Raw genomic sequence first — 25303 nt, forward strand, 5'->3', positions numbered from 1 at the left:
AGCGAACTTGGCTAAAAAGGGGCGCCGGGCAGGGATCGGATGGTGTATAAGCCGATCCTCAGGCCGGGTTACCGGCGGTCGGCCAGGCGTGTTCCGGTGCTTCTCATGGGAGTTCGGCGTCACCGGGCTTAGGTTGGTCGGGTAGCGAGCCGACGGACTGCCGGGGCACGGCCGGTCCGACACGTGATGGGGGCGAAGAGATGTCCATGCCGAAGGGGTCGAACACGCCGGTGCCCGCCACCGCCCTGCGCGTCGAGGTGGGCTGGCGCCGCGGTCCGGGCGTCCCCGACGCGGACGTCTCGGCGCTGCTGCTGGCGGGCGGAAAGGTCCGCTCCGACGCGGACTTCGTCTTCTACAACCAGCCGGCCCACCCCTCCGGCGCGGTCAGGCACGAGGGCAAGAACACCCTCGATGGCCAGGTGACCGACACCCTGCTCGTCGACCTCGCGCGCGTGGAGCCCTCGGTCGAGAAGGTGGTGCTCGCCGCCTCCGCGGACGGCGGCTCCTTCGGACAGGTGCCCGGCCTCTACATCGAGGTCCGGGACACCGCTCGGGGCACGGTGGCCGCGCGGTTCGACAGCACCGGCGCGAGTGTCGAGACGGCGTTCGTGCTCGGCGAGTTCTACCGTCGGCAGGGCGCCTGGAAGTTCCGGGCCGTGGGCCAGGGCTACGGCAGCGGACTCGAGGGCCTGGCCACGGACTTCGGCATCACCGTGGACGAGCCGCAGCACACGCCGCCGCCCCCGGCGCCGGCCCCGCCGGCACCCGGCACGCGGACACCCGGCATGGCGCCGCCGCCCGCGCCGGCCCCCTTCCCGTCGACGCCCCCGCCGCCGGTGGGCCCGCCGGTTCCCCTCCCGCCGCCGGCCGCACCCCCGGTCACCAGGCCGCAGTCCGGCACACCCGCGTCCCCGTACGGCACACCCGCGTCCGTCACGCCCGCGCCCGCCGCGGCCCCGGTCCGGCTGAGCAAGGTGACGCTCACCAAGGCGGCCCCCTCGGTGTCGCTGACCAAGCAGGGCGGAACCGGGGGCGCCATGCGCGTGAACCTCAACTGGCAGGTACGCAAACAGTTCTCCGGCTGGGGCAGCAAGCGCGGCCGGGCGGCGGCCATGCACAGCGACCTCGACCTCGACCTGTGCGCCCTCTACGAACTGTCGGACGGCCGCAAGGGCGTGGTCCAGGCCCTCGGGAACGCCTTCGGCGCGCTGCACCGGCCGCCGTACATCCACCTGGACGGCGACGACCGCACCGGCGCCGTCGCGGACGGCGAGAACCTCACCATCAACCTCGACCACAGTGGCGACTTCCGCCGCATCCTCGTCTTCGTGACCATCTACGAAGGCGCCCGCTCCTTCGCCGATCTGCACGCCACGGTCACCCTCCAGCCGCAGCATGGCGCTCCCGTCGACTTCTCCCTCGACGAGTGCACGGTGCCCTCCACGGTGTGCGCACTCGCCCTGATCAGCAACATCGGCGGCGATCTCGTGGTCCAGCGGGAGGCCCGCTACCTGGTGCCCGAACGCGGGGTGAGTCCGCAGCGCACCATCGACCGCGCCTACGGCTGGGGCATGAACTGGACCCCCGGCCGCAAGTGAACGGTCACCCGCTCACCCCTCGTCGGGCACGGCGTCCGGACGTGCGTAGGTGCGGCCTTTCCAGGCCGCACCGCGGCCCCGGTAGTGCTGCACCGCCGAGTCGACCGTCATCAGCAGATAGAGGAACGCGGTGAACGGCAGCAGGGGAGCGAGCCACAAGGGCTGCCGGTAGTGACGGAGCATCGGGACGTACGTAGCCGTCATCACCAGCCAGGCCGGACCACCGGCGAGCGCCGCGCCCGCGTCGCCCGCCACCAGGCCCACGGCCAGCGCCACCGGCGGCACCAGGTACACCAGCGCCAGCCCGGCGACCGTGCCGAGCAGCAGCAGCGGGTTGTGACGCAGCTGCGCGTAGGCGCTGCGCGAGACCATCCGCCACAGGTCGCGCAGTCGCGGATAGGGGCGCACGCTGTCCACCCGCTCGGCGAGCCCGAGCCAGATGTGGCCGCCGCCGGCCTTGACGGCCCGGGCGAGGGCCACGTCGTCGATCACCGCCTGCCGGATCGCGTCCGGGATCCGCGCCCGCTCGGCGGCCTCGGCGCGCAGCAGCACGCAGCCGCCCGCGGCCGCCGCCGTCCGCGCGCCCCGGCGGCCGATCCGCCGGAAGGGGTACAGCTGCGCGAAGAAATAGACGAAGGCCGGTACGACGAGCCGCTCCCACCGGCTCTCCGCGCGCAACCGGGCCATCTGCGAGACGACGTCGAAGCCTCCGGTGCGCGCCGCCGCCACCAGATGGCGCAGGCTGTCCGGGGCATGGGCGATGTCGGCGTCCGTCAGCAGCAGGTAGGCGGGGTCGCGCGCGCGTGCCAGGCCGATGCCGTGCCGTACCGCCCACAGCTTGCCCGTCCAGCCGGCGGGCGGCTCGCCCGGTGAGGCCACGGTGAGCGGCAGCCCGCCGTGCCGCCGCGCCAGTTCGCGGGCCGACTCCCCGGTGCCGTCGCGGCTGCCGTCGTCGATCAGGAAGACCTCCGCCCGCCCCGGATAGTCCTGGGCGAGCAGGGAGGGAAGGGTCTCCGGCAGGACGGCGGCCTCGTCCCGCGCGGGGACGACGACGCACACCGACGGCCAGTCGTCCGGGGCCGGGTCCTCGCGGGGCGGAAGCCTGACGTCCGTACGCCAGAAGAAGCCCTGGCCGAGCAGCAGCCACAGCCAGGCGGCGAGTGATCCGACGGCACTCCACTCGATCACGCTCACCCGCGCAGTCTGCCCCACCCAGGGCGGCCGGTTCGAGGGCATCGACTATCGTGGCCGGGTGAAGATCGCGCTCATGGACTCCGGGATCGGGTTGCTGGCGGCCACCGCCGCGGTACGGCGGCTGCGTCCCGACGCAGATCTCGTGCTCTCCCTGGACCCCGCGGGCATGCCGTGGGGTCCGCGCACGCCGGAGGACCTCACCGCGCGCGCCCTGGCCGTCGCCGAGGCCGCCGCCGCGTATCGCCCGGACGCCCTGATCGTCGGCTGCAACACCGCGACCGTGCACGCGCTCACCGCCCTGCGGGCCGCTCTCGAACCGGACCTGCCGGTCATCGGCACGGTGCCGGCGATCAAACCGGCCGCGGCCGGCGGCGGGCCCGTCGCCATCTGGGCGACGCCCGCCACCACCGGCAGCCCTTACCAGCAGGGCCTCATCCGCGACTTCGCCGGCGGTGTGCCGGTCACCGAGGTGCCCTGTTGGGGCCTCGCCGAGGCCGTGGAGCACGCGGACCAGACGGCGATCGACGAGGCCGTCGCAGCGGCCGCCGAGCTCACCCCGGCGGGCGTGACCGTCGTCCTGGGCTGCACCCACTACGAACTGGTGGCCGACCGCATCCGGGCCGCGGTCCGGCACCCGGACGGCCCGCCGCCGGCCCTGCACGGCTCGGCGGGCGCCGTCGCCGCCCAGGCACTGCGCCGGATCGGGGCCCGGCCCGAACCGGAGGGCCCGGCCGAGGGCGACGTGACCGTGCTGCTGAACGGACGGGAGGGCGTCCTGCCCACCCCGGCCCTGACCTACGCGGAAGGCCGCCTCCTCCAGCAGGTCGCCCCCGTCCGCTGACCCGGGGCCTGCCACCGGACGAGTCCCGTCCGGGGGCGGCCGCCCGGTCCCGTCACCCTGTGCTACGCGCTACCCGCGCAGGGAAACCTGAGTAACCTCGTGGGTATGAGGGACGACCTCCACCCCGAGAACACTTCCCATCCCGAGGTGTGGACCGGACGGGCCACCAACCGGATGCAGTGGCTGCTGGCGCTCGCGGGCGCCGCCTGCATGGCACTGGGCATCGAGCTGGCCGTCGACTCCGCCTGGACCTCCGGCATCGCCCCGCTGGTGATGTCCGTCGTGGGCTGCATCGCGGCCGGGCTGCTGGTCCTCTTCGGCACCCTCGCCTTCGTGCACGTCGCCGTGCGGGTCGATCACGAGTCGCTGGAGGTGCGCTGCGGACACATCGGCCTCCCGCGCCGCCGCATCCCGCTCGCCCATGTCGCGGGCGCCGAGTTCGCCCCCCACGTCACCCCGCGCCACTGGGGCGGCTGGGGCTACCGGTGGCGGCCCGAGAAGGGAACCGCGGTCGTCGTACGGCGCGGCGAGGGCCTCGTGCTGCGCCTGTGGGACGGCCATACGTTCACGATCACGATCGACAACGCAGAGACGGCGGTGCACGTGATCAGGGACCGCCTCCACCCGTCGGCCCCCGGTCGGGCCTGACCGGCCCGACCAGCCCGTGGAAGACGACCGGCCTGATCGTCCGTGGAAGACGACCGGCCGTACACTCCCGGAGTGACCGTCACCGCAACTTCCGTCGACGAGTCGGACCGGCTGCGACCGCAGGCCGCGCCCGCGCCCTGGAGTGCGAGACTCCTCCGGCTCGTGCCCGCCGCCGCGGCGGCCCTGTCGGGCGTCCTCCTCTATCTGAGCTTCCCCCCGCGCCCCCTGTGGTGGCTGGCCCTGCCCGCCTTCGCGATCTTCGGCGGGGTGCTGCGCGGGCGCACCTGGAAGGCGGCCCTCGGTCTCGGCTATCTCTTCGGCCTCGGATTCCTGCTGCCGCTGCTGGTGTGGACCGGCGTGGAGGTCGGCGCCGGTCCGTGGCTGGCGCTCGTCGCCGTGGAGGCGGTCTTCGTCGCGCTGGTGGGCGCCGGTGTCGCGGCGGTGTCCCGGCTGCCCGTCTGGCCGCTGTGGGCGGCGGCCGTGTGGATCGCCGGCGAGGCGGTACGCGCACGCGTGCCGTTCCACGGCTTCCCCTGGGGCAAGATCGCCTTCGGGCAGGCCGACGGCGTGTTCCTGCCGCTGGCCGCGGTGGGCGGCACCCCGGTGCTGGGCTTCGCGGTCGTCCTGTGCGGCTTCGGCCTGTGCGAGGCCGTGCGCCTGGTGGTGCGAGCGCGGCGCGGAGGAGCGGTACGGCGTCCTGCCGCGGCGGCGGCCCTGCTGAGCGTCGCCGTACCGGTGGTGGGCGCGGTGGCCGCCCGGCCCCTGGTGAGCGAAAAGGCCGAGAACGGCACCGCGACCGTCGCCGTCGTCCAGGGAAACGTCCCCCGGGCAGGCCTGGAGTTCAACGCCCAGCGGCGTGCGGTCCTCGACTATCACGCGCGTGAGACGGAGCGGCTGGCTCAGGCGGTGAAGGCGGGCAAGGCCGCCAAGCCGGACTTCGTGCTCTGGCCGGAGAACTCCTCCGACATCGACCCCTTCGTCAACCCCGACGCGCGTGCCGTCATCGGCATGGCCACCAGGGCGGTCGGGGTGCCGGTCTCCGTCGGCGGCGTCGTGGACCGGGACGGCGGACTGTTCAACGAGCAGATCCTGTGGGACCCGCTCCAGGGGCCCACCCAGACGTACGACAAACGGCAGATCCAGCCGTTCGGCGAGTACCTGCCGCTGCGCCCGCTGCTCGGGGCGATCAACAAGGACTGGACCTCGATGGTCCGGCAGGACTTCAGCCGCGGCGACAAGCCGGGCGTGTTCACCGTCGACGGTGCCAAAGTGGGCCTGGCCACCTGCTACGAGGCGGCCTTCGACTGGGCCGTGCGCGACACCGTCACATCCGGCGCGCAGATGATCTCCGTACCGAGCAACAACGCGACCTTCGACCGCAGCGAGATGACCTACCAGCAGCTCGCCATGTCGCGGATCCGCGCGGTCGAACACAGCCGTACCGTCACCGTCCCGGTGACCAGCGGCGTCAGCGCGATCATCATGCCCGACGGGCGGATCACGCAGAAGACCGGCATGTTCGTGCCCGGCTACCTGGTCCAGAAGGTGCCGCTGCGCTCCTCCGAGACGCCCGCCACCCGGCTGGGCACCCTGCCGGAGATCGCCCTGGTCCTGGTCGCGGCCGGCGGCCTGGGCTGGGCCGTCGGTGCCGGACTGCGCGGGCGACGCGCCCGGAACGTGTAACCGTACGCCGGACGTACGCCCCCCGGACGCCCCGGACCGCGCCATAGCCGGGGCACCAGCCCGTTAGGGTCGGCTCCATGGCCACTCCCGACTTCATCCGTACCATCCGGGCCTCGGCCGGCAGCCAGCTGCTGTGGCTGCCCGGGGTCACCGCCATCGTCTTCGACGACGACGGCAGAGTGCTGCTGGGCCGCCGTTCCGACACCGGCAGGTGGTCGGTGATCGGCGGCATCCCGGATCCGGGCGAACAGCCGGCCGCCTGCGCCGTGCGGGAGGTCCACGAGGAGACCGCGGTGCACTGCGTCGCCGAGCGGGTGGTACTCGTCCAGGCGCTGGACCCCGTCACCTACGGCAACGGCGACATCTGTCAGTACATGGACATCACCTTCCGCTGCCGTGCCGTGGGCGGCGAGGCACGGGTCAACGACGACGAGTCGCTGGAAGTGGGCTGGTTCGCGGTGGACGCGCTGCCCGACCTGAACGAGTTCGGCCTGTTCCGGATCAAGCAGGCCATGTCCGATGCACCCACGTGGTTCAACCCCACGGAATTGAACTGAAGTATGGGCCCTGCCCATATGTGGTGCGGTGGGCGGCCTGCCTAGGGTCACCCCATGACCTCGCCGCTCCCCGCTCCGCACACCCCCTCGCTCGACCTCGGCGGCCGCACCGCGCTCGTCACCGGCGCCGCCGGCGGCATCGGCCGCGCCTGCGCGCTGCGGCTGGCCGCCGCCGGGGCCAGGGTCAGAGCCGTCGACCGGGACGCGCCGGGACTGGACGCGCTCGCCGAGCGGGCGGGCGCACTGGCCGGCTCCCTCGAACCGCTGGTGCTCGACCTCACCGATCTCGACGCCGCCGAGCGGGCGGCCGCCGGGACCGACGTGCTCGTCAACAACGCCGGGCTGCAACTGGTGCGCCCCATCGAGGAGTTCCCGCCCGAGGTCTTCCACACCGTGCTCACCGTGATGCTGGAGGCACCCTTCCGGCTCATCCGCGGCGCCCTGCCGCACATGTACGGGCAGCGGTGGGGCCGGATCGTCAACGTCTCCTCGGTGCACGGCCTGCGCGCCTCCGCCTACAAGTCGGCCTACGTGGCCGCCAAGCACGGCCTGGAGGGGCTGTCCAAGACCACCGCGCTCGAAGGCGCCCCGCACGGAGTCACCTCCAACTGCGTCAACCCCGGCTACGTGCGCACGCCCCTGGTCGAGGCGCAGCTCACCGACCAGGCGCGGGCCCACGGCATCTCCGAGGAGCGCGTGCTGTCCGAGGTGCTGCTCAAGGACAGCGCGGTCAAACGGCTGCTCGAACCGGAGGAGGTCGCCGAGGCCGTGGCGTACCTGTGCGGCCCGCAGGCCTCCTTCGTCACCGGCACCTCGCTGGTCCTGGACGGTGGCTGGACCGCGCACTGACCGACCGCCCCGGTCCCTGTCCGCATCCAGGTTTTCCACAGGCTCCACGAGAGGACCGGCCGATGGGTGATCCTGTGGGCATGTCCAGCGATCACGTGCAGTCCGCCCGGCGCCCCGCCGCCAGGACTCCGGCCGGCAGTGCCGAGACGCCCTTTCTCGAGCTGCTGGCCCGGGGCGCGCCCACCGCCGCCTACGAACAGCCGGTGCTGCTCGCCCGCGCCGAGGGCCGGCCGGCCGAGTGGATCGACGCGCTCGAACAAGCCAGACTGCTCGCCCTGCGCGTGCGCGCGGAACTGGAGGGCCGACGGCGCCGCGAGGCGGAGCTGTCGGCGCTGTTCGAGACCGCGCACGACCTGGCCGGCCTGCGCGACCTGGACGCGGTGCTCCAGGCCATCGTGCAGCGAGCCCGCTCGCTGCTCGGCACGGACGTGGCCTACCTCACCCTCAACGACCCCGCCCGCGGCGACACCTACATGCGCGTCACCGAGGGCTCGGTGGCCGCCCGCTTCCAGCAACTGCGCCTGGGCATGGGGGAGGGGCTGGGAGGTCTGGTCGCGCAGACGGCCCGCCCCTACGTCACCGACGACTACTTCAAGGACGCCCGCTTCCAGCACACCGGAACCATCGACGCGGGCGTGCGGGACGAGGGCCTGGTCGCGATCCTCGGCGTGCCGCTCATGCTCGGACCACAGGTGATCGGCGTGCTGTTCGCTGCCGACCGGCGGGCCCGCGTCTTCGAACGGGAGCAGATCGCCCTGCTCGGCTCGTTCGCCGCCCTCGCCGCGGCGGCCATCGACAGTGCCAACCTGCTCACCGAGACCCGCTCGGCCCTCGCCGGCCTGGAGCGGGCCAATGAGATCATCCGCGACCGCAGCGGCGTCATCGAGCGCGCCTCGGACGTCCACGACCGGCTCGCCGAACTGGTCCTGCGCGGCGGCGGAGTGCACGACGTGGCCGCCGCCGTCTCCCAAGTGCTCGACGGCACCGTCGAGTTCACCGAGGCCGCCGCAGCACCCGCCGACGCCCTGGAGGCCTCCCGGGCCGAGGGACACGCGGTACCGCACGGCCCGGACTGGATCGCCGCCGTCGCCGCGGGCGGCGAGCTGCTCGGCGCGCTCGTGCTGCGCGGCCACCCCGGCCTCGACCCCGTCGACCAGCGCACGCTGGAGCGGGCCGCGATGGTCACCTCGCTGCTGCTGCTCGCCAGACGGTCCGCCGCCGAGGCCGAACAGCGCGTCCGCGGCGAACTGCTCGACGACCTCCTGGACGCCCGCGACCGCGATCCCCGCCTGCTGCGCGACCGCGCAGCCCGGCTGCATGCCGACCTCGACGCCACGCACGTCGTGCTCGCCGCCCGCCTCGACGCCCCGTCCGCCGACGCCGAGCAGGAGGCCGCCGCCCGCCACCGCCTGTGGTCGGCGGCCTTTCACCTGGCCGCCACCCGGCACGGCCTGGCCGCCGCCCGCGACGGCGGCACGGTCCTGCTGCTGCCGCTGCGCCGCGGGGACAGCGCGACCCAGTTGGCCCGCCGCACCGCCCGTCACCTCGGCACCGGGGTGCACGAGGCGGTCACCGTGGGCGCCTCCGCCCCCGTCGAGAACCTGGCCGCCCGCCCCGAAACCGTCGCCGCCGCCTACGAGGAGGCGCGGCGCTGCCTCGACGCCCTGCGGCTGCTCGGCCGCACCGGCGACGGCGCCGCCGCCCAGGACTTCGGCTTCCTCGGCCTGCTGCTGGCCGGCGACCGGGACATCGCCGGCTTCGTCGACCGCACCGTCGGCCCGGTCGTCGCCTACGACGAGCGGCGCGGCACGGAACTCATACGCACCCTGGAGGCGTACTTCGCCTGCGGCACGAGCCCGGCCCGCACCAAGGACGCACTGCACGTCCATGTGAACACCGTCGCCCAGCGCCTGGAGCGCGTCGGCCGGCTGCTCGGCCAGGACTGGCAGACCCCGGCCCGCGCCCTGGAGATCCAACTCGCCCTGCGCCTGCACCGCTTGTCGGCACGGGCGCGGAGCTGACCCCCGTACGCGAGCGGGCGTACGGGGGCCGGCCGGACCAGGGGAGCGGGCGGGGATCAGACGGTACGCGCGCCGGCGGCGCGGGCGGACGTTGTCTTGGCGCCCGCGGAGGCCTCGACGTCGGCGAGGTCGCGGTGCCGGGTCTCCTTGGCCACTCCCACGGCGATCAGTGTCAGTACGGCCGCAGCGATCACGTACAAGGCGATCGGGGTGGAGCTGCCGTAGTCGGACAGCAGAGCGGTGGCGATCAGCGGAGCGGGCGCGCCCGCGGCGACGGAGGCGAACTGGGCGCCGATGGAGGCGCCGGAGTAGCGCATCCGGGTCGCGAACATCTCGGCGAAGAAGGCCGCCTGCGGGGCGTACATGGCCCCGTGCAGTACCAGGCCCACAGTGACCGCGAGGATGAGGTAGCCGAAGCCGCCGGTGTCGGTGAGCCAGAAGAACGGGAACATCCACAGGCCGACCCCGGCGGCCCCCAGCAGGTACACCGGCCGGCGCCCGATCCGGTCCGACAGGGCACCCCAGGCCGGGATCACCGCGAAGTGCACCGCGGAGGCGATCAGCACGGCGTTGAGCGCGGTCTGCTTGGAGACTCCGGCGGAGGTGGTGGCGTAGACGAGGATGAACGCGGTGATCACGTAGTAGCTGATGTTCTCCGCCATACGCGCCCCCATCGCCACCAGCACATCACGCCAGTGATGCCGCAGCACGGACACCAGCGGCAGCTTCTCGGTCCGGTCCCCGGCCGCTTCCGCCGCCTTGCGGCCCTCGGCCTGCGCCAACGCCTGCTGGAACACGGGCGACTCATCGACGGAGAGACGAATCCACAAACCGACGACGACGAGTAGACCGGAGAGCAGGAACGGAATGCGCCATCCCCAGCTGCCGAAGGCGCTGTCGGAGAGCACGGCGGTCAGCAGCGACAGCACACCGGTGGCCAGCAACTGCCCCGCGGGCGCCCCGGTCTGCGGCCAGGAGGCCCAGAACCCGCGCCGCCGCGCGTCCCCGTGCTCGGACACCAGCAGCACGGCCCCGCCCCACTCACCGCCCAACGCGAAGCCCTGGACCAGACGCAGCACGGTGAGCAGCACCGGAGCCGCGGAGCCCACCGTCGCGTGGGTGGGCAGCAACCCGATCGCGAAGGTGGCCCCGCCCATCATGAGCAGGCTCAGGACCAGCAGCTTCTTGCGACCCAGCCGGTCACCGTAGTGCCCGAACACCAGCGCGCCCAGCGGCCGCGCCGCGAACCCGACCGCATACGTCAGGAACGAGAGCAGCGTCCCCACCAGCGGATCCGAGTCCGGGAAGAACAGCTTGTTGAACACGAGCGCGGCAGCCGAGCCGTACAGGAAGAAGTCGTACCACTCGATGGTCGTGCCGATGAGGCTGGCGGCGACGATGCGGGGGAGGTTCGCCGGGGGTGGGGGAGAGGTGGTCGGGGAGGCCATGTACGCCACTTCCTCGTGTGCGGTGGGGACGGTACGTGTCGGCACACGGTAGGAAAGCGCACGTCAGGCGCACATGTGGCGAACCAACATAGTCTGGCGAGTGGCTATGCGTGCGGCCACCATGCCCGCCCGTGGAGCGGTGGTTCTGGGGCTCGAAGAGAGCCGAACCGAGCACCGTCCGGTAAGCGTAGTTAGAGGTGATTTGGTGGCCTTGCTGACCCCGTGCCGACTTGGTGCTGACTACGGTGCGTTGAACTCGGACATCTCCCGCAACCTCGGCGCGTTCGCCGTGGTTTCCGAGCTTCCGCACGCGCGGACCCTGAGCGGCTACAGGGCCTGGCCCGCCGCCCAGGACTGGCCGCCGTGCTGGTGGTGTGCCTGCTCGGCCTGGTCGGCACCCGCCGATTCCGGCTCCTCGGCGAGCGGCTGCCCGACGGGCAGCCGGCCGTGACCGTCGGTTTGGCGCCTCGTTGCTCGGCGACCGATTCGGGCTGGCCGCCCGCAAACCCCGGCGCCTGACCAACATGCCCGCCTTCCGTTCGCGCTGCCCGGCGTACGGGATGCCACGGACTGGTACGGGCGCGCCCTGCTTGCCTGAGCCTGCCTGAACAACTCGGCAGTCACCTGGGTCAATACACGGTCAAGGTTTGACGGGGCTTTTCTGACCGCCTGTTCACTCCTGGGCCATTGCGGCTCCGCCGGGCCGCCCGCTGTCCGGCCGAGCATCCCGAACCGTACGCGCATCACCATCTGTGTTTCGGAGGAGAACTGGCATGTCCGACAACGGAAGAAAAGCAACGATCCGGCGCCTGGGGGCGATCGCGGGCGCGGCCGCGCTCGCGGTGCTGGGCAGCAGCGCGCCGACATGGGCGGCCGCCCCACCCGCCGGCCACTCCTCGACCGCCACGCCGATCAAGCACATGGTCGTGCTCTTCGACGAGAACGTCTCTTTCGACCACTACTTCGCCACATACCCGAAAGCCGCCAACTCCGACGGCACGAAGTTCACCGCGTCGAAGAAGACGCCGAAGAACATCGACACCCTGGCGAAAGCCGGGCTCCTGACGAAGAACCCCAACCAGTACCTGCCCAGGCGACTCGCTCCGGCGCAGGCGATGACTTGTGACCAGAGCCACTCCTACGGACCCGAGCAGTACGCCGCGAACGGCGGCAAGGCCGACCAGTACGTCCAGAACACCGAGGTCAACAAGTGCTCCGGGGGCCTGTTCGGCGAGCCCGGGCTGGTGATGGACTACTACGACGGCAACACCGTCACCGCACTGTGGAACTACGCCCAGAACTACGCGATGAGCGACCGCTCCTACAGTTCGGTCTACGGTCCCTCCACGCCCGGCGCCCTCAACCTGATCTCCGGCCAGACGCACGGCGTCGTGTCCGTGGACCCCTCCACCGGCAGCGAGAACCCCAGGCAGACCCGGACCCCAGACGCTTACACCGTCAAGTCGCCGGACGCGAACGGCGTCGGCACGGTCATCAACGACCCCGATCCGGCCTACGACGACTGCTCCGGCAAGGACCACACCAGCACCAACGCGCTGGCGGCCATGCACGGCAAGAACATCGGAGACGTCCTCAACGCCAAGCACGTCACCTGGGGCTGGTTCCAGGGCGGCTTCCGTCCCTCGACCGCGTGGGACGGGCAGCAGGACCACTATGCCAAGTGCGACACCACGCACACCAACATCGGTGGCGCCTCCGTCGTCGACTACAGCCCGCACCACTCGCCGTTCGAGTACTACAAGTCGACGTCCAACCCGCACCACCTGCCGCCCGAGAACGTCGACGAGATCGGCCACAACGGTCAGGCCAACCACAACTACGACCTGACCGACTTCGACGCCGCCCTGAAGGCGGGGAAGCTGCCGTCCGTCAGCTTCGTCAAGGCCCCCGAGTACCAGGACGGCCACGCTGCCTACTCCGACCCGATCGACGAGCAGCACTTCCTCGTCGACCAGATCAACGCCATCCAGAGCTCTCCGCAGTGGAAGTCGACGGCGATCGTGATCGCGTACGACGACTCCGACGGCTGGTACGACCACGCCTACGTCCCCCCGCGCAACGGCTCCACCGACACCGCCCTCGGCTCCAACGGCAAGGCCACCGACAGCCCCGCCTGCCAGGCCGGCCCGAAAGCGTCCGGCGGCTACGCCGACCGCTGCGGCCCCGGGCAGCGCCAACCGCTGCTGATCGTCTCTCCCTACAGCAAGGTCAACAAGGTCGATCACACCCTCACCGACCAAGCGTCGATCATCCGGTTCATCGAGGACAACTGGCACACCGGCCGCGTCGGTGACCACTCCTTCGATGCCACCGCCGGCTCCCTCAAGGGCATGCTCGACTTCCGGCACCCCAACAACAAGCAGGTGCTGCTGAACACGGACGGCTCGGTCAAGTCGGTCGGCCCCATCCACCAGGTGGCGCCCGTCTCCACGAGCATCACCCCGGGCCCGGCGATGCAGAACACCGCCGCGACCGCCGGCACCTCGCAGTTCCCCACCCTCCCGGTGGGCCTCGCCACGGGTGCCCTGCTCGCCGCAGGCGCCACGGGCACCCACCTCACCCTGCGCCGCAGGCAGCGCGGCAGCCTCTGACGCCGGCGGCATGACCGGCTCGGTGCGGTCCTCCGAAGGCAGCGAGCTCAGCTCGACGTCACCGCGGACGGCCGGTTCGTGGCCGACGGCGACGGACCGAAGGCAGTGAACGGCTACTTCCTGGTGCGCACCCCGACCGGGGACGCACCGAACCCCGCTCTGGCAGTTCGACGGCGACGTCGAGTTGCTTTCCACCACCCCGAAGGGATGACTCAATGCAGGTAATACGGCAGCGTCGGATCAACGAGAAGGAGCAGACCGGCCTTTTCGGCAGACGCGTCGGCCGCCGGACCACTCTGGTAACGGCGGGTATCGCTGTCGCCCTCGCCGTCACGGGCACCGCTGTTGCCCAGACGCACCAGTTCGGCACCCAGCAGGTCGGCCAGGTCACCGCTGACGGCCAGGTCATCTCCAGCGACCAGTACCTGGCCCCGTACGGCAGCCGTACCGTCATCAACGACGGCAAGATCATGTCGTCCTCGGTCAGCCCGGACGGCACCCACCTCGCGGCCTCGGTCGCCGACGGTGATGCGGCGCTGGTCGTCATGGACCTCAAGACCGGGCAGGTGAAGCAGCGCGTTGGCACCGCCTCGAACGACGACCTACGCATCAAGAGCAACGCCGTCGGGCAGGAGGGCCCGACGTACTCGCCCGACGGTTCGCAGCTGTGGCTGGGCCAGGCCGACGGTTACACCAAGTTCACCGTGAACCCGGACGGCACCCTCTCCGACCCGGCGACCATCTCGATCCCGGCCGACGGCTCCAAGCGCGCACTGGTGGGTGCGGCGGTGTTCTCGGCCGACGGCTCCACCGTGTACTCCGCGGTCAACGGCCAGAACCGGGTGGTCGCCATCGACGCGGCGACCGGGACCATCAAGCAGAGCTGGACCGTGGGCAACGCCCCCCGTGGCATCGCCATGGTCGGCGACAAGCTCTACGTGAGCAACGAGGGCGGGCGTCCGGCCAAGGCCGGCGACACCACGTTGAACTCCTACGGCACCCAGGTGCCGGCCGACCCGGACACCGGTGCCACCACCACCGGCACGGTCAGCGTCATCGACCTGGCGGACCCGGCCGCCGCCGTCGGGAGCATCGACGTCGGTCTGCACCCGACCGCGGTGTACGCCAAGAAGGGGGCGGTGTTCGTCACCAACACCGCCGACAACAACGTGTCGGTCATCGACACCGCCAACGACAAGGTCGTGCAGACCATCGCCACCCAGCCGTGGCCGGAGGCGTCGGTCGGCTACGAGCCCAACGCGGTGACGCTCACCGACGACGGGCACCTGCTGGTGACCCTCGGCCGCGCCAACGCGGTCGCCGTCTACCGGTACACGTCCCCGCAGGAGCCGGCCAGTTACGTCGGTCTGCTTCCGACGGACTACTTCCCCGCGGAGATCGCCACCGTGGGCAAGAGCGTGGTCGTCTCCAACACCCGGGGTATCGACGCCCGCCGCCCCAGCAAGGCTGGGCACGGTACTCACGACACGACGTCGAGCCTGACGCAGTTCACGCTGCCGGACGACAGCGTCATCAGGTCCGAGACGGGCAAGGTCTTCAAGCAGAACGGCTGGAACGGCGGCTCGGTCACGCTGGGCGAGGGCAAGGGCGACGCGAAGCCGGTGCCGGTCCCGCTGCGGCTCGGCGACCCTTCGACGATCAAGCACGTCTTCCTGATCGTGAAGGAGAACCGGACCTACGACCAGGTCTTCGGTGACATGCCGCAGGGCAACGGCGACCCGTCGCTGACGCAGTTCGGCGAGAACGTGACGCCGAACCAGCACGCGCTGGCCAAGCAGTTCGGTCTCTATGACAACACGTACGACATCGGCACGAACTCCGCCGAGGGTCACAACTGGCTGATGCAGGCCGACGACCCGGAGTACACCGAGTCCTCGGCGGGCGAGTACGCGCGCAGCTACGACACCGAGGACGACGCCCTCGGCCACCAGAAGTCCGGCTTCGTCTGGACCGGTGCGCAGGCGGCGGGCAAGTCCGTCAAGGACTACGGTGAGTTCCAGTCGATCGAGAGCAAGCCGTCCGGCGCGAGCTGGCAGAACCTGTACTGCGACACCAAGAACATGCAGGCAACCGGTCAGAAGACCGCCTACCCCATTCAAACGGGTTCGGCGATCCCGTCGCTCAACGATGTGTCGGTGCCCGGCTTCCCGAAGTTCGACACCAGCGTCCCGGACATCTACAAGGAGGAGATCTGGAAGCAGGACTTCGAGAAGAACGGTCCGGCGAACCTGAACATGTTCTGGCTCTCCAACGACCACACCGGTGGTCCGGCGAACGCGGCCGCCCAGGTCGCCGACAACGACCTCGCGGTCGGCCGAATGGTTGACGAGATCTCGCACAGCAAGTACTGGAAGGACTCGGCGATCTTCGTCGTCGAGGACGACTCCCAGGCCGGCCTCGACCACGTCGACGGCCACCGTGCCCCGATCCAGATCATCAGCCCCTGGGCCCAGCACGGCAAGGTCGACAGCCACTACTACTCGCAGATCACGATGATCCGCACCATCGAGCAGATCCTCGGGATCCACCCGATGAACCAGAAGGACAGCGCGGCCACCCCGATGTTCGGGGCGTTCACCCAGAACGCGAACAACACGCCGTTCACCGCGCTGGCCAACCGGACCTCGCTGACCGATGGTCTGAAGACGTCGCCCTCCTGCGGCCTGGACACCCCGGCGCCGCAGAACCCCAGTGCGGCGGCCGCGCCATCGACGAAGGTGCCGGCGGACGAGCAGGCGCTCGCGGCGAAGTGGGATGCCTGGAAGTCCAAGCAGCGGCTGACCGGACCCAACGCGGTGCCCGACTTCGCCAACCCGGCGCAGATGAACCACTTCACCTGGTACCAGACGCACAACTGGACCAGGCCGTACCCCGGCGAGAACAAGATCTACGCGCCGAACGACGTACCCGGCGCCTACATCCCGTCGTCGGAGTCCGACGGCTGACGCAGGCTCATCGCGTCAAGGGCCCCTGGCCGGCATCATCGCCGGCCAGGGGTCTCTTCTGCCTGAGGACAGCGAGAAACCAGGGAGTGTCCAACCAACGGCTCGCGCCGTGAGGCGCTGTGGTTCGGGCGGAGGTGAGAGACCGCCGCCTGGGGCCTGTCGCAGCAGGTCATTGGAGCTGGGGCCACCTGATCCGGGTGGTGCCGGGGAGGGCGGGAGCGGCCCTGACGAAGTCGGGATGCCTCAGAGCAGTCCGGGGCGGGTCCGTCTGCTGCCCTACGGCGCACCCGTCCAGGACGCGCGACGACTCCACTCGTTGAAGGGGCGGTCCGGTAACTGGCGCTGCATCCCGGCCGAGGTGGTGCCCTTTTTGACGAAGCCGGTGTCGTCGATGCAGTGGGGCTAATCGTTCACGATGAGAGGCAGACGCAATCGAGACCGCCAGAGGGCCTCGCTTGGATGTGGTTGGCTCAAGCTCTGCCGGACGGCTCGAGCCCTCGAGGACGCCGGCGACGAAAACCGCACGAATCAGACATGAACCAAGTACTTCAGGAGCCAGCTTGTCCGGGATCCACCCTCGCAAGTTCTCTCGTTCTGAGACCACACGGGCTGAGGCCTTCAGCGATGGTGTCTTCGCCATTGCCGTCACGCTTCTGGCCCTCAATCTCGCTGATCCGCCGCACAAGCCGGGCGGCCTTGGCCAGGCTTTGCTGGCTCAGTGGCCTGCCTACCTCGGCTACCTGGCGTCCTTCGGCTATGTTTCGGTGATCTGGCTCAACCACCATCAGGCCTTCGTGCGCATCAGGGCCATGGACCGCGGACTACATGCTGCCAACCTGTTTCTACTGCTCACCACGGCGGCGCTTTCCTTCCCCACCGCAGTGGTCGCGAACGCACTGCAGACCGACCCTACTGACTCCGACGCGCGGGTGGCCGTCGCTCTCTACGCCGGCCTCGCCGCAGCGATGTGCCTGAGCTGGGTGGCCTTCTACCAACAGATCGCCCGCCGACCCGAGTTGCTGGACCCTGACGTGGAGGACACGTACGTACGGCACGGACAGGTTCGTTCCTGGGCTGGAGCCGTTGCCTACACCGTCGCCGGCCTCCTTGGGGTGTTCGTCGCACCGTTGCTGGCGATCGCGGTGTTCGTCATGCTCCCTGTCTTCTACTTCGTCACCAGCGAAGGTCTGCCCGGTGGCCGGGACGGCTCTCCTGATCCAGGGACCCATGCCGACGAGGGAGGTCGTGGCGGTGCGGTCTAACGCGTCCTGACCCTCTCCCAGGGTCTGGCGCCTCCAGGGACGCGTAGGATGGGCCACTCGGAGGCAGAGTGGCCGTAGAAGCCGCGAAACACCCGGCAGGGATGATGCGGTAGCCAGCAACTCCTTGACACGCTCCCGCAGACGGACCGCCAGGCGCCTGCACCGCTTGGGGGCCTGAGCCGGGCCGGGGGCCCACCTGAGCCCGGAAGTGATCGTCGACATCGTCCCTCAGGTTATGACGGACGACACCACAGCGGTGTGGCGATGCCCCGTCATCAAGGCGGCCCCTGTGGCCTGCCAGTCATTCGGCCGGAACAGTTCTTCGGCCCCGGCGACGGAGGACTCGGCTTCGGCATGTCCGCCGCCATCGGCGTCCAACTAGTGCCCCAACAGGCAACGTTCGCCCCGTCGCGACGCCCGGCACGCACTCTCGCCGCACCGCCCGAAAGCCCAAGTACGCCCAGTACGAGGACTTCCGGTCGGCACGCCGAGAGCACGCACCGGACGCCGCTCCTCAACGGGCAAACGTTGCCTGCCGGGGCACTAGGGTGCCCCGGCACACCGGTCCTGGGCATCGTCGGCGACGGTTCCTTCCCGTATACCGTTGTGAACGGCCCCTGACCAGGCGAAACGGTCAGGGGCCCTTGGGTTGCGCGATGCCCGCCAGCCACCGTGGTTCCCTTCGGCTCCCCGCACGATCGGGCACGGATGGGGCACGGACGACATCTGATCCGTAGCTATAGCCGGATCGGTCAGCGACGGCCACACCGGCCGCTGCACGGCCCCGGGGGACGCTACCGGACGGGGGTGGTTGCTGGGGTTGCGGTACGGCGCTGCTGTTCCACCCCAAGCGGGGCCAGGCTCAGCGACGGCCGACTCAGTTGTGATCGATCCACTCGCTGAGTCTGATCCTCATCTGGTGTGCTGTGCGATGGTCCTGGTCGGCGCGTAGCGCTTCCTCCAAGTCGCGCTCCGCGGCACGTACACGCTCGCGCCCTACCGCGATCTCTCGGGTCTCGCGCGGCGCTCAAGTCCACGAGGAGGAATTCCGTAGACCCCACGCAGGGCGGGAAGCACGCGCGTCGGCGCCCGGCGATAGGCCGGTCGCGCCTCAGCCGCAGCACGAGGGCTTGTTCCATGAGCCGGACTGGACGCCGGTCGACGAAGACGCCGAGGGCGATGTCTGAACCGTCTGTGGCCTCGCCGGGCCCCGACAGCGTGATGTCAGGGCTGTGACACTGCGGACGCCCCCGCTTCCCTGCCTGGTGGCAGGGAAGCGGGGGCGTTTCGCGGTTTGTGGTCAGGCATGTGCGACGGCTTCGAGGGCAAAAAACAGTCCCCGGTAGTGCTGCACGTGTCCTGAAGCTTCAGTCGTCACTGTCGCCTCGGTATCGCGCCGGCTTGCCGGGGGCCTAGACCATATCCTGTCGAAGTCACTCCGCCGACTAGACGTCCTGATCGACTTTGTAACCTTTTCGGTGTTATGGCGTATAAACAACCAATCGCACTCCGTGTTCCGAGTCAATAGGTTTTAGGTAAATTTTTGGGCGGCTGGTGGGTGAAGGCGCCGTAGGCTGGATTGACCTGCTGGGTTGCCATGTCAGGGTGATTGCATACAGCCTCAAGATCATCGATCTTCGGAAACGGGGCACTCGCGCGTCTTCACCACATGGTCATCCCCCTCGCCGCCGCCACGGCAGCGCTCTCTCTCACCCCGCGGCGCCGGGCCGACCGAGCCGTCCCGGCGGGCGTCACCTGTTCTCCTCCGAGCACGACTCGAAGGCCGCCAACACGATGAGCGCCGCGAACGGCATCAACTGAACCTTCTGGAACTGACCGAATCAAGGCGAGGCAGGTCCAGCGGCGAATCGTTCACACGTTCGATTCTACGCGAGCTGAGGCCGCACTCCACCGGGCAACGGTAGTCGCGTGACAACGACGTTGATCGTTGTCACCGAAAGCTTCACTCCCTGCCTGGCGGATTGGTCCCTTTCCCCGCGGCGTCGATCCGGCTGATCCTGCCGCATGCAGCGTGTTCCGGGATCTGCGGGTGGGGGCGCCGGGCCGGCGTAGGCGGCCAGGTGCCCTGCGCCGGCGAAGCCGCTGCCGTCACCGACATCGATGAGGATCCTGGCTGCGGTCCTGACCCCGATGCCGGGCCTGGAGGTCAGGACCGCGGCAAGTCAGTCCCTGAGGGCACCTCCCGGAAACGACGGAACGCCCGCCTGGGGAGCCAGGTGGGCGTTCGTCGAATGCACTGAAGCCGTCAGGGAATCAGACGGACGATCTGGGGGTCGTGGTCGCTGGCCTTGTCGGCGAACTCGGCGTTGATGTGGGCGATGTCGTAGTCGTACGAGGACAGCGAGGGGCTGGTCAGGATGTGGTCCAGGACCTGGGAGTTGCCCTGGTACACATAGGTGTAGCGCTCCCCGGCCGGGAGCGTGGCGGGCAGGTCGGTGAGGCCGGTGCCCGAGGTCAGGGTGGACAGGGTGCCGGAGAACTCGAAGTCGTTCAGGTCGCCGAGGACCACCACCCGGGCGCTGGGCTGGACGGCCAGGACCTGCTTCACGAAGCTGTTGACCTGGGTGGCCTGCTGGGCGCGCTGGGTCTCCGAGCTGCGGGTGGGCGGCTGGACGCGGGCGTCGAGTGGCTGGTCGCCACCCTTGGACGTGAAGTGGTTGGCGATCACGAAGACCGTCTTGCCCTGGAAGGTGAACTCACCGACCAGAGGCTTGCGGCTGCTGCTCCACGCGGAGTCGGTGGGGTTGATCCGGCCGGGCGAGAACGACAGCGCGGCGGTGCCGCCGTTGTTGACCACGGACACCGCGTTGGTGGAGGTGCCGCCGGAGCGGTCCGTGAAGCCCACGCGGGCGGGGTTATAGAGGAAGCCGACGCGGATGTTGCCGCCGGGCTCGCCGCCGTCCCGGTCGTCGACCGGGTTGATCTGGCGGTAGGCGTACGTCGGGCCGCCAGCCGCGGTGATCGCGTTGATCAGCTTGGTGTAGGTCTCGTCGGCGGCCACGACACTGTCGTTGATGGGGCCGTTGTTGTCCTGGATCTCCTCCAGGGCCACGATGTCGGGCGAGGAGAGGTTGGTGACGATGCCGGCCGCGAGCCGGTCGAACTTGGACTGCGGATCGGTCGGGTCCAGGTTCTCCACGTTGTAGGTGGCGACGGCCAGCTCGCCCGCGGTCTTGGCCCGGGTCGTCTCACGGGCGAGGTTGTTGTCGGTGAGCATGCCCAGCGTGGTGGCCTGGATGGTGTAGCCGCCGAAGTTGTCGTAGTCGAGCGGGCCCGCGGTGCTGCCACCCAGCACATCGCCGACGTCGGCGGTCGGGAAGGCACCGGTCAGCGACATGATCTTGACGCGTCCGGTGTTCTGCGAGGTGTACGAACCGTAGACGGTGCCGCCGCGGGGACTGGGGTTTTCGTCCGGCTTGGTGGTGACGAAGAGCTCGTTGTACTGGCTGCTGGCCCCGACGACACGGGCGTTGTCGACTTGGACGCGCATGCCCTCCAGCGACTCGTACAGGTCGAGGGCGTAGCTGGAGGGGGCCAGCGTGAGGCTCTCGAGGTTGCCGCTGGGGGCGTAGACGGCGGGGATCGATGCGGCGTTGAGCACCATGGGGGCGGGCAGGGGGTTGCCGGTGGAGGCGGTCGACTGGATCTGGGGCTGGGTCAGCTCGGTAAGGGACTGTCCGCCGGCCGAGGAACCGCCCGGGTAGTACTCGGAGACAACGGCCCTGACGGTGATCTTGTTGCCGACCTTGGTGGAAGGCGCGGAGGACCCGGTGTACACGAAGATGGCCTCACTGGTGGCCGGGTTGCCGTCGCCGACGGGGTCCTGGATCCAGTAGCCGCGCGAGGACCCGGTGGAGCGGATCGCTGTGACGATCCCACTGACCGTCACCGTCTGCCCGCTGTAAGGTGATTTGCGCGTACTGCCCTGCACGGTGGCAATGGTGACGGTGGCAGCCGACGCCGGTGCAGGCAAGGCAAGCAACGTGGCCGTCAGCGCGCTGGTGAGCGCGGTGGCCGTCAACAGGCCAGTGCGCGAGGGGCGGTGGGATCTGAAGTGAGACTTCATGACGGTGCCTTTCGCGAGGCGGAAGGGACGGGTCGCGAGCACCGCTCCCGCGCGTCTCGGGGGAACGCGCCGTGGCGGCACAGATGTTGTAAAGTCGTCAGGTTTCCACCGGGCAACTGACAGGTGTTCTACGCGTGTCACCTCTGCGTGCGCCGCAACAGCGTGCACCAAACAGCGCGTCTGATGGAAGTGCGCCGACGACGATGACGGCGGCGCTGACGGCAACGAACGCGGGACGGCGACGGCGCCCGGCGACTTGTCGCCGAATTGGAACGGGTCCGCGGGCCCGGACCGCTGGGGTGTGCCCGCATCTTCGGCTGTCCATGACCGCACGACCAACGTCCTGGTCCGCAGTGGCCCATTGATCTCGGCCCCGGTGCCGGGGTCGACCGGCCTGGCGCTGTCCCCGGGGATTTCAAGGCGGCCATCCCGGGCGAAACGCACCACGTCAATCCGCCCAACTCACGGATGCCGCAGGATGGTTGCGCATTCCTCGCAGAGTTCTTGACGGGGCCCTGACAACATCTGACAATCGAACCCACTTCACGCCACCTGGAGGACCGTTGACTCACGGCCCATCTCGCCGCGCCGCGCTGCTGGCGGCAGCCGGCGGTGCGCTGGCACTGCCCGTCATATGTTCCGGACCCGTGCGTGCCGCGACCTCCCTCCCGGCGGCGAGCCGCGAGCTCCCCATCGTCACGCACCCTCGCCACGCCGGCGCCGTCTATGGCCCCGACGCGGCGCGCAACGCCCACGCCGAGCCGTTGAACGCCACCGTCAGTTGTGCCCTGGGCCGAGGAGGGAGGGGCTGATGGCCACGTTCGTCACCCGCTCCCAGTGGGGCGCCCGGGCGCCGAAGAGCGTCAGCAGCGACATCACCCCGGAACAGGGCGGCGTGGTCGTCCATCATGTCGACGCCGTGAAGGTGGCCAGGGCCGACCACGCCGACTGCGCCAGCCAGGTGCGGGGCATCCAGAACTTCCACATGGACTCCAACGGCTGGTCGGACATCGCCTACAGCCACCTCGCCTGCGTCCACGGCTACCTTTTCCAGGGCCGCGGCGAGTATGTCCGTACCGCCGCCCAGGGCACCACGCAGGGCAATGACGACTGGTACGCGGTCTGTGCGCTGACTGGCGGCACCAGCAGCAACTACGACACCATCACGGCCGGGCTGATCGACGCCATCCGCTACGGGATCAACCGCCTGCGGGTGTCGGGCGGCGCCGCGCAGGCCATCACCGGCCACCGCGACCACCACGCGACTGACTGCCCGGGCAACCTGTACTCCCGAGTGCTCAGCGGCGAGGTCAACCCCGGTGGCGGGCCCTTGCCCCACCCCGGGGTGAATTTCCGCCAGCCGCCGACCTTCGTGCACGCCAGCGTGGCGACCTGGCAGTACCGGATGAACAGCGCGCACGGCTACTCCCTCACCGTGGACGGGCAGTACGGGCCGGGCTCCGACTCCGCCTGCCGCAGCTTCCAGTCGAGCAAGGGCCTGAGCGTGGACGGCATCGTCGGGCCGGCCACCTGGGGCGCCACATTTGCCTAGAACCAGTGCCGCATCAGTCAACGTTCGCCCCGCGATGAGGCGTCACTCCATTGCTGCGCTGGGCGGACCGGGCGGCCAGAATGATCACTTGGCTGAGTGCGGGTCCGGGAGAGCGATGACGACGAGGGCAGGCGGTCGCTTCGGACCGTCCGTAGAGGCACCGGTTCGGTGGTGACCTGGCGGCGGGCCCAGATGGTGCTGTTGTCCGCCCAGGGCACGTCTGTCACGAAGCACCTGCGCCTCGGCCTTCGACAGCCCGCCCACGCGGGCGTTGATCCGGCCTCGGTTGGCGACGACCGCGATGACCACCAGTTCGGCGGGGTGCGGGGCGTCCGGGAGGTGCACGGTCATGGCGTCGTAATGGCTGCGCACCCAGATCTCGCCCTTGACAGCGAGCGGCACATCGATCTTGCCGTAGCTCTCCGGAGCGGAGCCGAGCCGGCGGAGCGCTTCCTGCCCGAGGCAGGTGCCGATCTCCTCCGATGCCTCCACGATCGATGAGAGATCGCTGACGTAACCCTGGCCGGCGAAGGGGGCCGGTCCCAGCTCTGATCGAATGAGTCGTCGTACCACCCGGTGGTGGTGCCGATGAGGCCGGCGGCGACGATGCGAGGGAGGTTCGCCGGGGGTGGGGGAGAGGTGGTCGGGGAGGCCATGGGTGCCACTTCCTCGTGTGCGGTGGGGACGGGTAGGTGTCGGCACACGGTAGGAAGGCGCACGTCAGGCACACATGTGGCTGACCGACATGGTTCGGGGGCTAGGCGTGCAGCCACCATGCCACGCCTGCGGAACGGTGGTTCAGGGCTTTGCGTTGGGTCTTCACCGCGCCGCGTGCGGCCGCCGCGACGGCGTCGCCGAGTGCGGCCGTGGCCGACGGAGTGCGTTGGATGGCGATCATGGCGGCGTCGTCGGCCAGGCGTCCGCCGACGTGGGCCAGCAGGTCTTCGCTCAGGTGGTGGACCAGCTCCGGGGGGTTGCCCTGCGCCCAGGCGGCGACCCGCTCGACCAGCGGATAGAAGGCGCCGCTTCCGTTCCGGGCCTCCACGACGCCGTCGGTGTGCAGGAGCAGGAGGTCTCCGGGCAGCAGGGTGAAGGTGTCGACGTGGTAGTCGGGGACGGTCAGTTCGCCCAGGCCCAGCGGCGGGGCGGGGCAGGTGGCGTGCAGCGTCCTGACCTGCCGGTCGCGCAGCAGCAGGGGAGGCGGATGTCCGCAGGTGACCATCCGCAGCTGTGGCAGTGCGTCCGGGATGTCGATGACGGCGGCGGTGATGAAGGACTCTCCCGCCTCTTCCTGCTCAGTGGGTTCGGCCAGATTCCAGCGCACGCTGTGGTCGAGGTAGGCCACGAGGCCGGGCAGGGTGGACTGGCGGTGCCCGGCTTCCCGAAAGGCGCCGAGGAGCAGTGCCGCGTCGCCGACGGCGGTCAGGCCCTTGCCCATGACATCGCCGATGATCAGCCGGGTGGCATCCGTGGTACGGACGGCCGCGTACAGGTCGCCGCCGATCAGCGCCTGTTCCTCGGCGGCCAGGTACACCGAGGCGACCCACAGCGGGCCGATCCGGCGGGGCAGCGGCCGCAGAAGCGCCCGCTGTGTGGCCTCCGACACGGTCCGTACCTGCGCCAGCTCACGGCCGCGCCGCTCGCGCAGGTACCGGAACAGAGTGACGATCACCGTGACCACCAGCAGGGAGATGATCTGCGAATCGAAGTACATCCCGCTCAGGTGGTGCTCCGGGTGGGTCAGATTGACGACGAGCAGGGCCACCACCGATATGGCTCCGATCACGCCGGTGAGGAACGTGCCCGCGAAGGACGCGGTGATCGCGGGCGCCACGATCAGCAGGGGGCCCAGCGGCACACCGTTCGGGGTCAGCGCGTCGACCAGTGCGATGGCCGCGATCAGCGCGAGCGGCAGCGCCAACAGCGCATCGCTGGTCCGCCACGAGCGCTGGCGGTGAGGAATCGGCCACCGCAAACTCATACCA

General features: G+C 70.2%; 16 protein-coding genes and 4 pseudogenes. 14 read left to right on the top strand and 6 right to left on the bottom strand.

The features are described from left to right. Positions 1-206: 206 nt before the first annotated feature. Positions 207-1598, top strand: coding sequence for a TerD family protein (locus tag ACFY4A_RS11555; RefSeq protein WP_390829212.1), 1392 nt, complete (start codon positions 207-209; stop codon positions 1596-1598). A 12-nt stretch (positions 1599-1610) separates the two neighbouring features. Here ACFY4A_RS11555 and ACFY4A_RS11560 read toward each other — a convergent pair whose 3' ends face one another. Further along, entirely contained in the window at positions 1611-2834 is a 1224-nt protein-coding gene (locus ACFY4A_RS11560; RefSeq protein ID WP_390829213.1) for a glycosyltransferase, read from the bottom strand. Positions 2835-2850: 16 nt separating this feature from the next. Between ACFY4A_RS11560 and ACFY4A_RS11565 the strand changes: the two genes are divergently transcribed. The 6 genes from ACFY4A_RS11565 (at position 2851) to ACFY4A_RS11590 (ending at position 9391) form a co-directional block, all read left to right on the top strand. Beyond that, the gene (locus ACFY4A_RS11565) at positions 2851-3633 is read left to right on the top strand and encodes a glutamate racemase (protein ID WP_390829214.1); all 783 of its coding nucleotides are present in this window, start codon (positions 2851-2853) and stop codon (positions 3631-3633) included. A 105-nt stretch (positions 3634-3738) separates the two neighbouring features. Beyond that, entirely contained in the window at positions 3739-4281 is a 543-nt protein-coding gene (locus tag ACFY4A_RS11570; protein ID WP_390829215.1) for a hypothetical protein, read from the top strand. Between the two features lie 72 nt (positions 4282-4353). Further along, a complete protein-coding gene (lnt, locus tag ACFY4A_RS11575; protein WP_390829216.1) occupies positions 4354-5964 on the top strand; it encodes an apolipoprotein N-acyltransferase in 1611 nt (536 codons plus the stop codon). A gap of 77 nt (positions 5965-6041) precedes the next feature. Beyond that, on the top strand, positions 6042-6521 hold the full coding sequence (locus ACFY4A_RS11580) for an NUDIX domain-containing protein (protein ID WP_390829217.1): 480 nt from the start codon (positions 6042-6044) through the stop codon (positions 6519-6521). A 54-nt stretch (positions 6522-6575) separates the two neighbouring features. Further along, the gene (locus ACFY4A_RS11585) at positions 6576-7370 is read left to right on the top strand and encodes a 3-hydroxybutyrate dehydrogenase (RefSeq protein ID WP_390829218.1); all 795 of its coding nucleotides are present in this window, start codon (positions 6576-6578) and stop codon (positions 7368-7370) included. Positions 7371-7450: 80 nt separating this feature from the next. Continuing rightward, on the top strand, positions 7451-9391 hold the full coding sequence (locus ACFY4A_RS11590; RefSeq protein WP_390829219.1) for a helix-turn-helix domain-containing protein: 1941 nt from the start codon (positions 7451-7453) through the stop codon (positions 9389-9391). Positions 9392-9447: 56 nt separating this feature from the next. Here ACFY4A_RS11590 and ACFY4A_RS11595 read toward each other — a convergent pair whose 3' ends face one another. After that, complete coding sequence (locus ACFY4A_RS11595) at positions 9448-10839, bottom strand: MFS transporter (protein ID WP_390829220.1); 1392 nt, start codon at positions 10837-10839, stop codon at positions 9448-9450. A 363-nt stretch (positions 10840-11202) separates the two neighbouring features. Between ACFY4A_RS11595 and ACFY4A_RS11600 the strand changes: the two genes are divergently transcribed. The 5 genes and pseudogenes from ACFY4A_RS11600 to ACFY4A_RS11620 all read left to right on the top strand — a co-directional run bounded on the left by ACFY4A_RS11600 (position 11203) and on the right by ACFY4A_RS11620 (position 17679). Continuing rightward, positions 11203-11358, top strand: a complete 156-nt coding sequence (locus ACFY4A_RS11600) for a hypothetical protein (RefSeq protein WP_390829221.1) — start codon at positions 11203-11205, stop codon at positions 11356-11358. Positions 11359-11612: 254 nt separating this feature from the next. Beyond that, positions 11613-13451 carry a phospholipase C gene (locus ACFY4A_RS11605; RefSeq protein WP_390829222.1) on the top strand — a complete coding sequence of 613 codons (1839 nt, stop codon included), beginning with the start codon at positions 11613-11615 and terminating at the stop codon, positions 13449-13451. Between the two features lie 48 nt (positions 13452-13499). Next, positions 13500-13662 (top strand): annotated as a pseudogene (locus ACFY4A_RS11610) (ABC transporter permease); the annotation flags it as partial. A gap of 4 nt (positions 13663-13666) precedes the next feature. Then, positions 13667-16417 carry an alkaline phosphatase family protein gene (locus ACFY4A_RS11615; RefSeq protein WP_390829223.1) on the top strand — a complete coding sequence of 917 codons (2751 nt, stop codon included), beginning with the start codon at positions 13667-13669 and terminating at the stop codon, positions 16415-16417. 560 nt (positions 16418-16977) lie between these two features. Continuing rightward, a complete protein-coding gene (locus tag ACFY4A_RS11620) occupies positions 16978-17679 on the top strand; it encodes a TMEM175 family protein (RefSeq protein WP_390829224.1) in 702 nt (233 codons plus the stop codon). Between the two features lie 2003 nt (positions 17680-19682). Here ACFY4A_RS11620 and ACFY4A_RS11625 read toward each other — a convergent pair. Both ACFY4A_RS11625 and ACFY4A_RS11630 read right to left on the bottom strand, forming a co-directional pair. Beyond that, positions 19683-19862, bottom strand: a pseudogene (locus tag ACFY4A_RS11625) (transposase); the annotation flags it as partial. Between the two features lie 83 nt (positions 19863-19945). Continuing rightward, positions 19946-21766, bottom strand: a complete 1821-nt coding sequence (locus ACFY4A_RS11630) for an endonuclease/exonuclease/phosphatase family protein (protein WP_390829225.1) — start codon at positions 21764-21766, stop codon at positions 19946-19948. A gap of 811 nt (positions 21767-22577) precedes the next feature. Between ACFY4A_RS11630 and ACFY4A_RS11635 the strand changes: the two genes are divergently transcribed. Beyond that, positions 22578-23318: an N-acetylmuramoyl-L-alanine amidase gene (locus tag ACFY4A_RS11635; RefSeq protein ID WP_390829226.1), complete on the top strand. Its 741-nt coding sequence runs from the start codon at positions 22578-22580 to the stop codon at positions 23316-23318. A gap of 96 nt (positions 23319-23414) precedes the next feature. Beyond that, positions 23415-23549 (top strand): annotated as a pseudogene (locus ACFY4A_RS11640) (IS630 family transposase); the annotation flags it as partial. Positions 23550-23588: 39 nt separating this feature from the next. Here the strand turns inward: ACFY4A_RS11640 and ACFY4A_RS11645 are convergent. After that, a pseudogene (locus ACFY4A_RS11645) lies at positions 23589-24020 on the bottom strand (amino acid synthesis family protein); the annotation flags it as partial. Positions 24021-24075: 55 nt separating this feature from the next. Continuing rightward, entirely contained in the window at positions 24076-25299 is a 1224-nt protein-coding gene (locus ACFY4A_RS11650) for a PP2C family protein-serine/threonine phosphatase (protein WP_390829227.1), read from the bottom strand. Between the last annotated feature and the right edge of the window lie 4 nt (positions 25300-25303).

This window comes from Streptomyces sp. NPDC001292 (genome assembly GCF_042896465.1).
GTDB lineage: Bacteria > Actinomycetota > Actinomycetes > Streptomycetales > Streptomycetaceae > Streptomyces.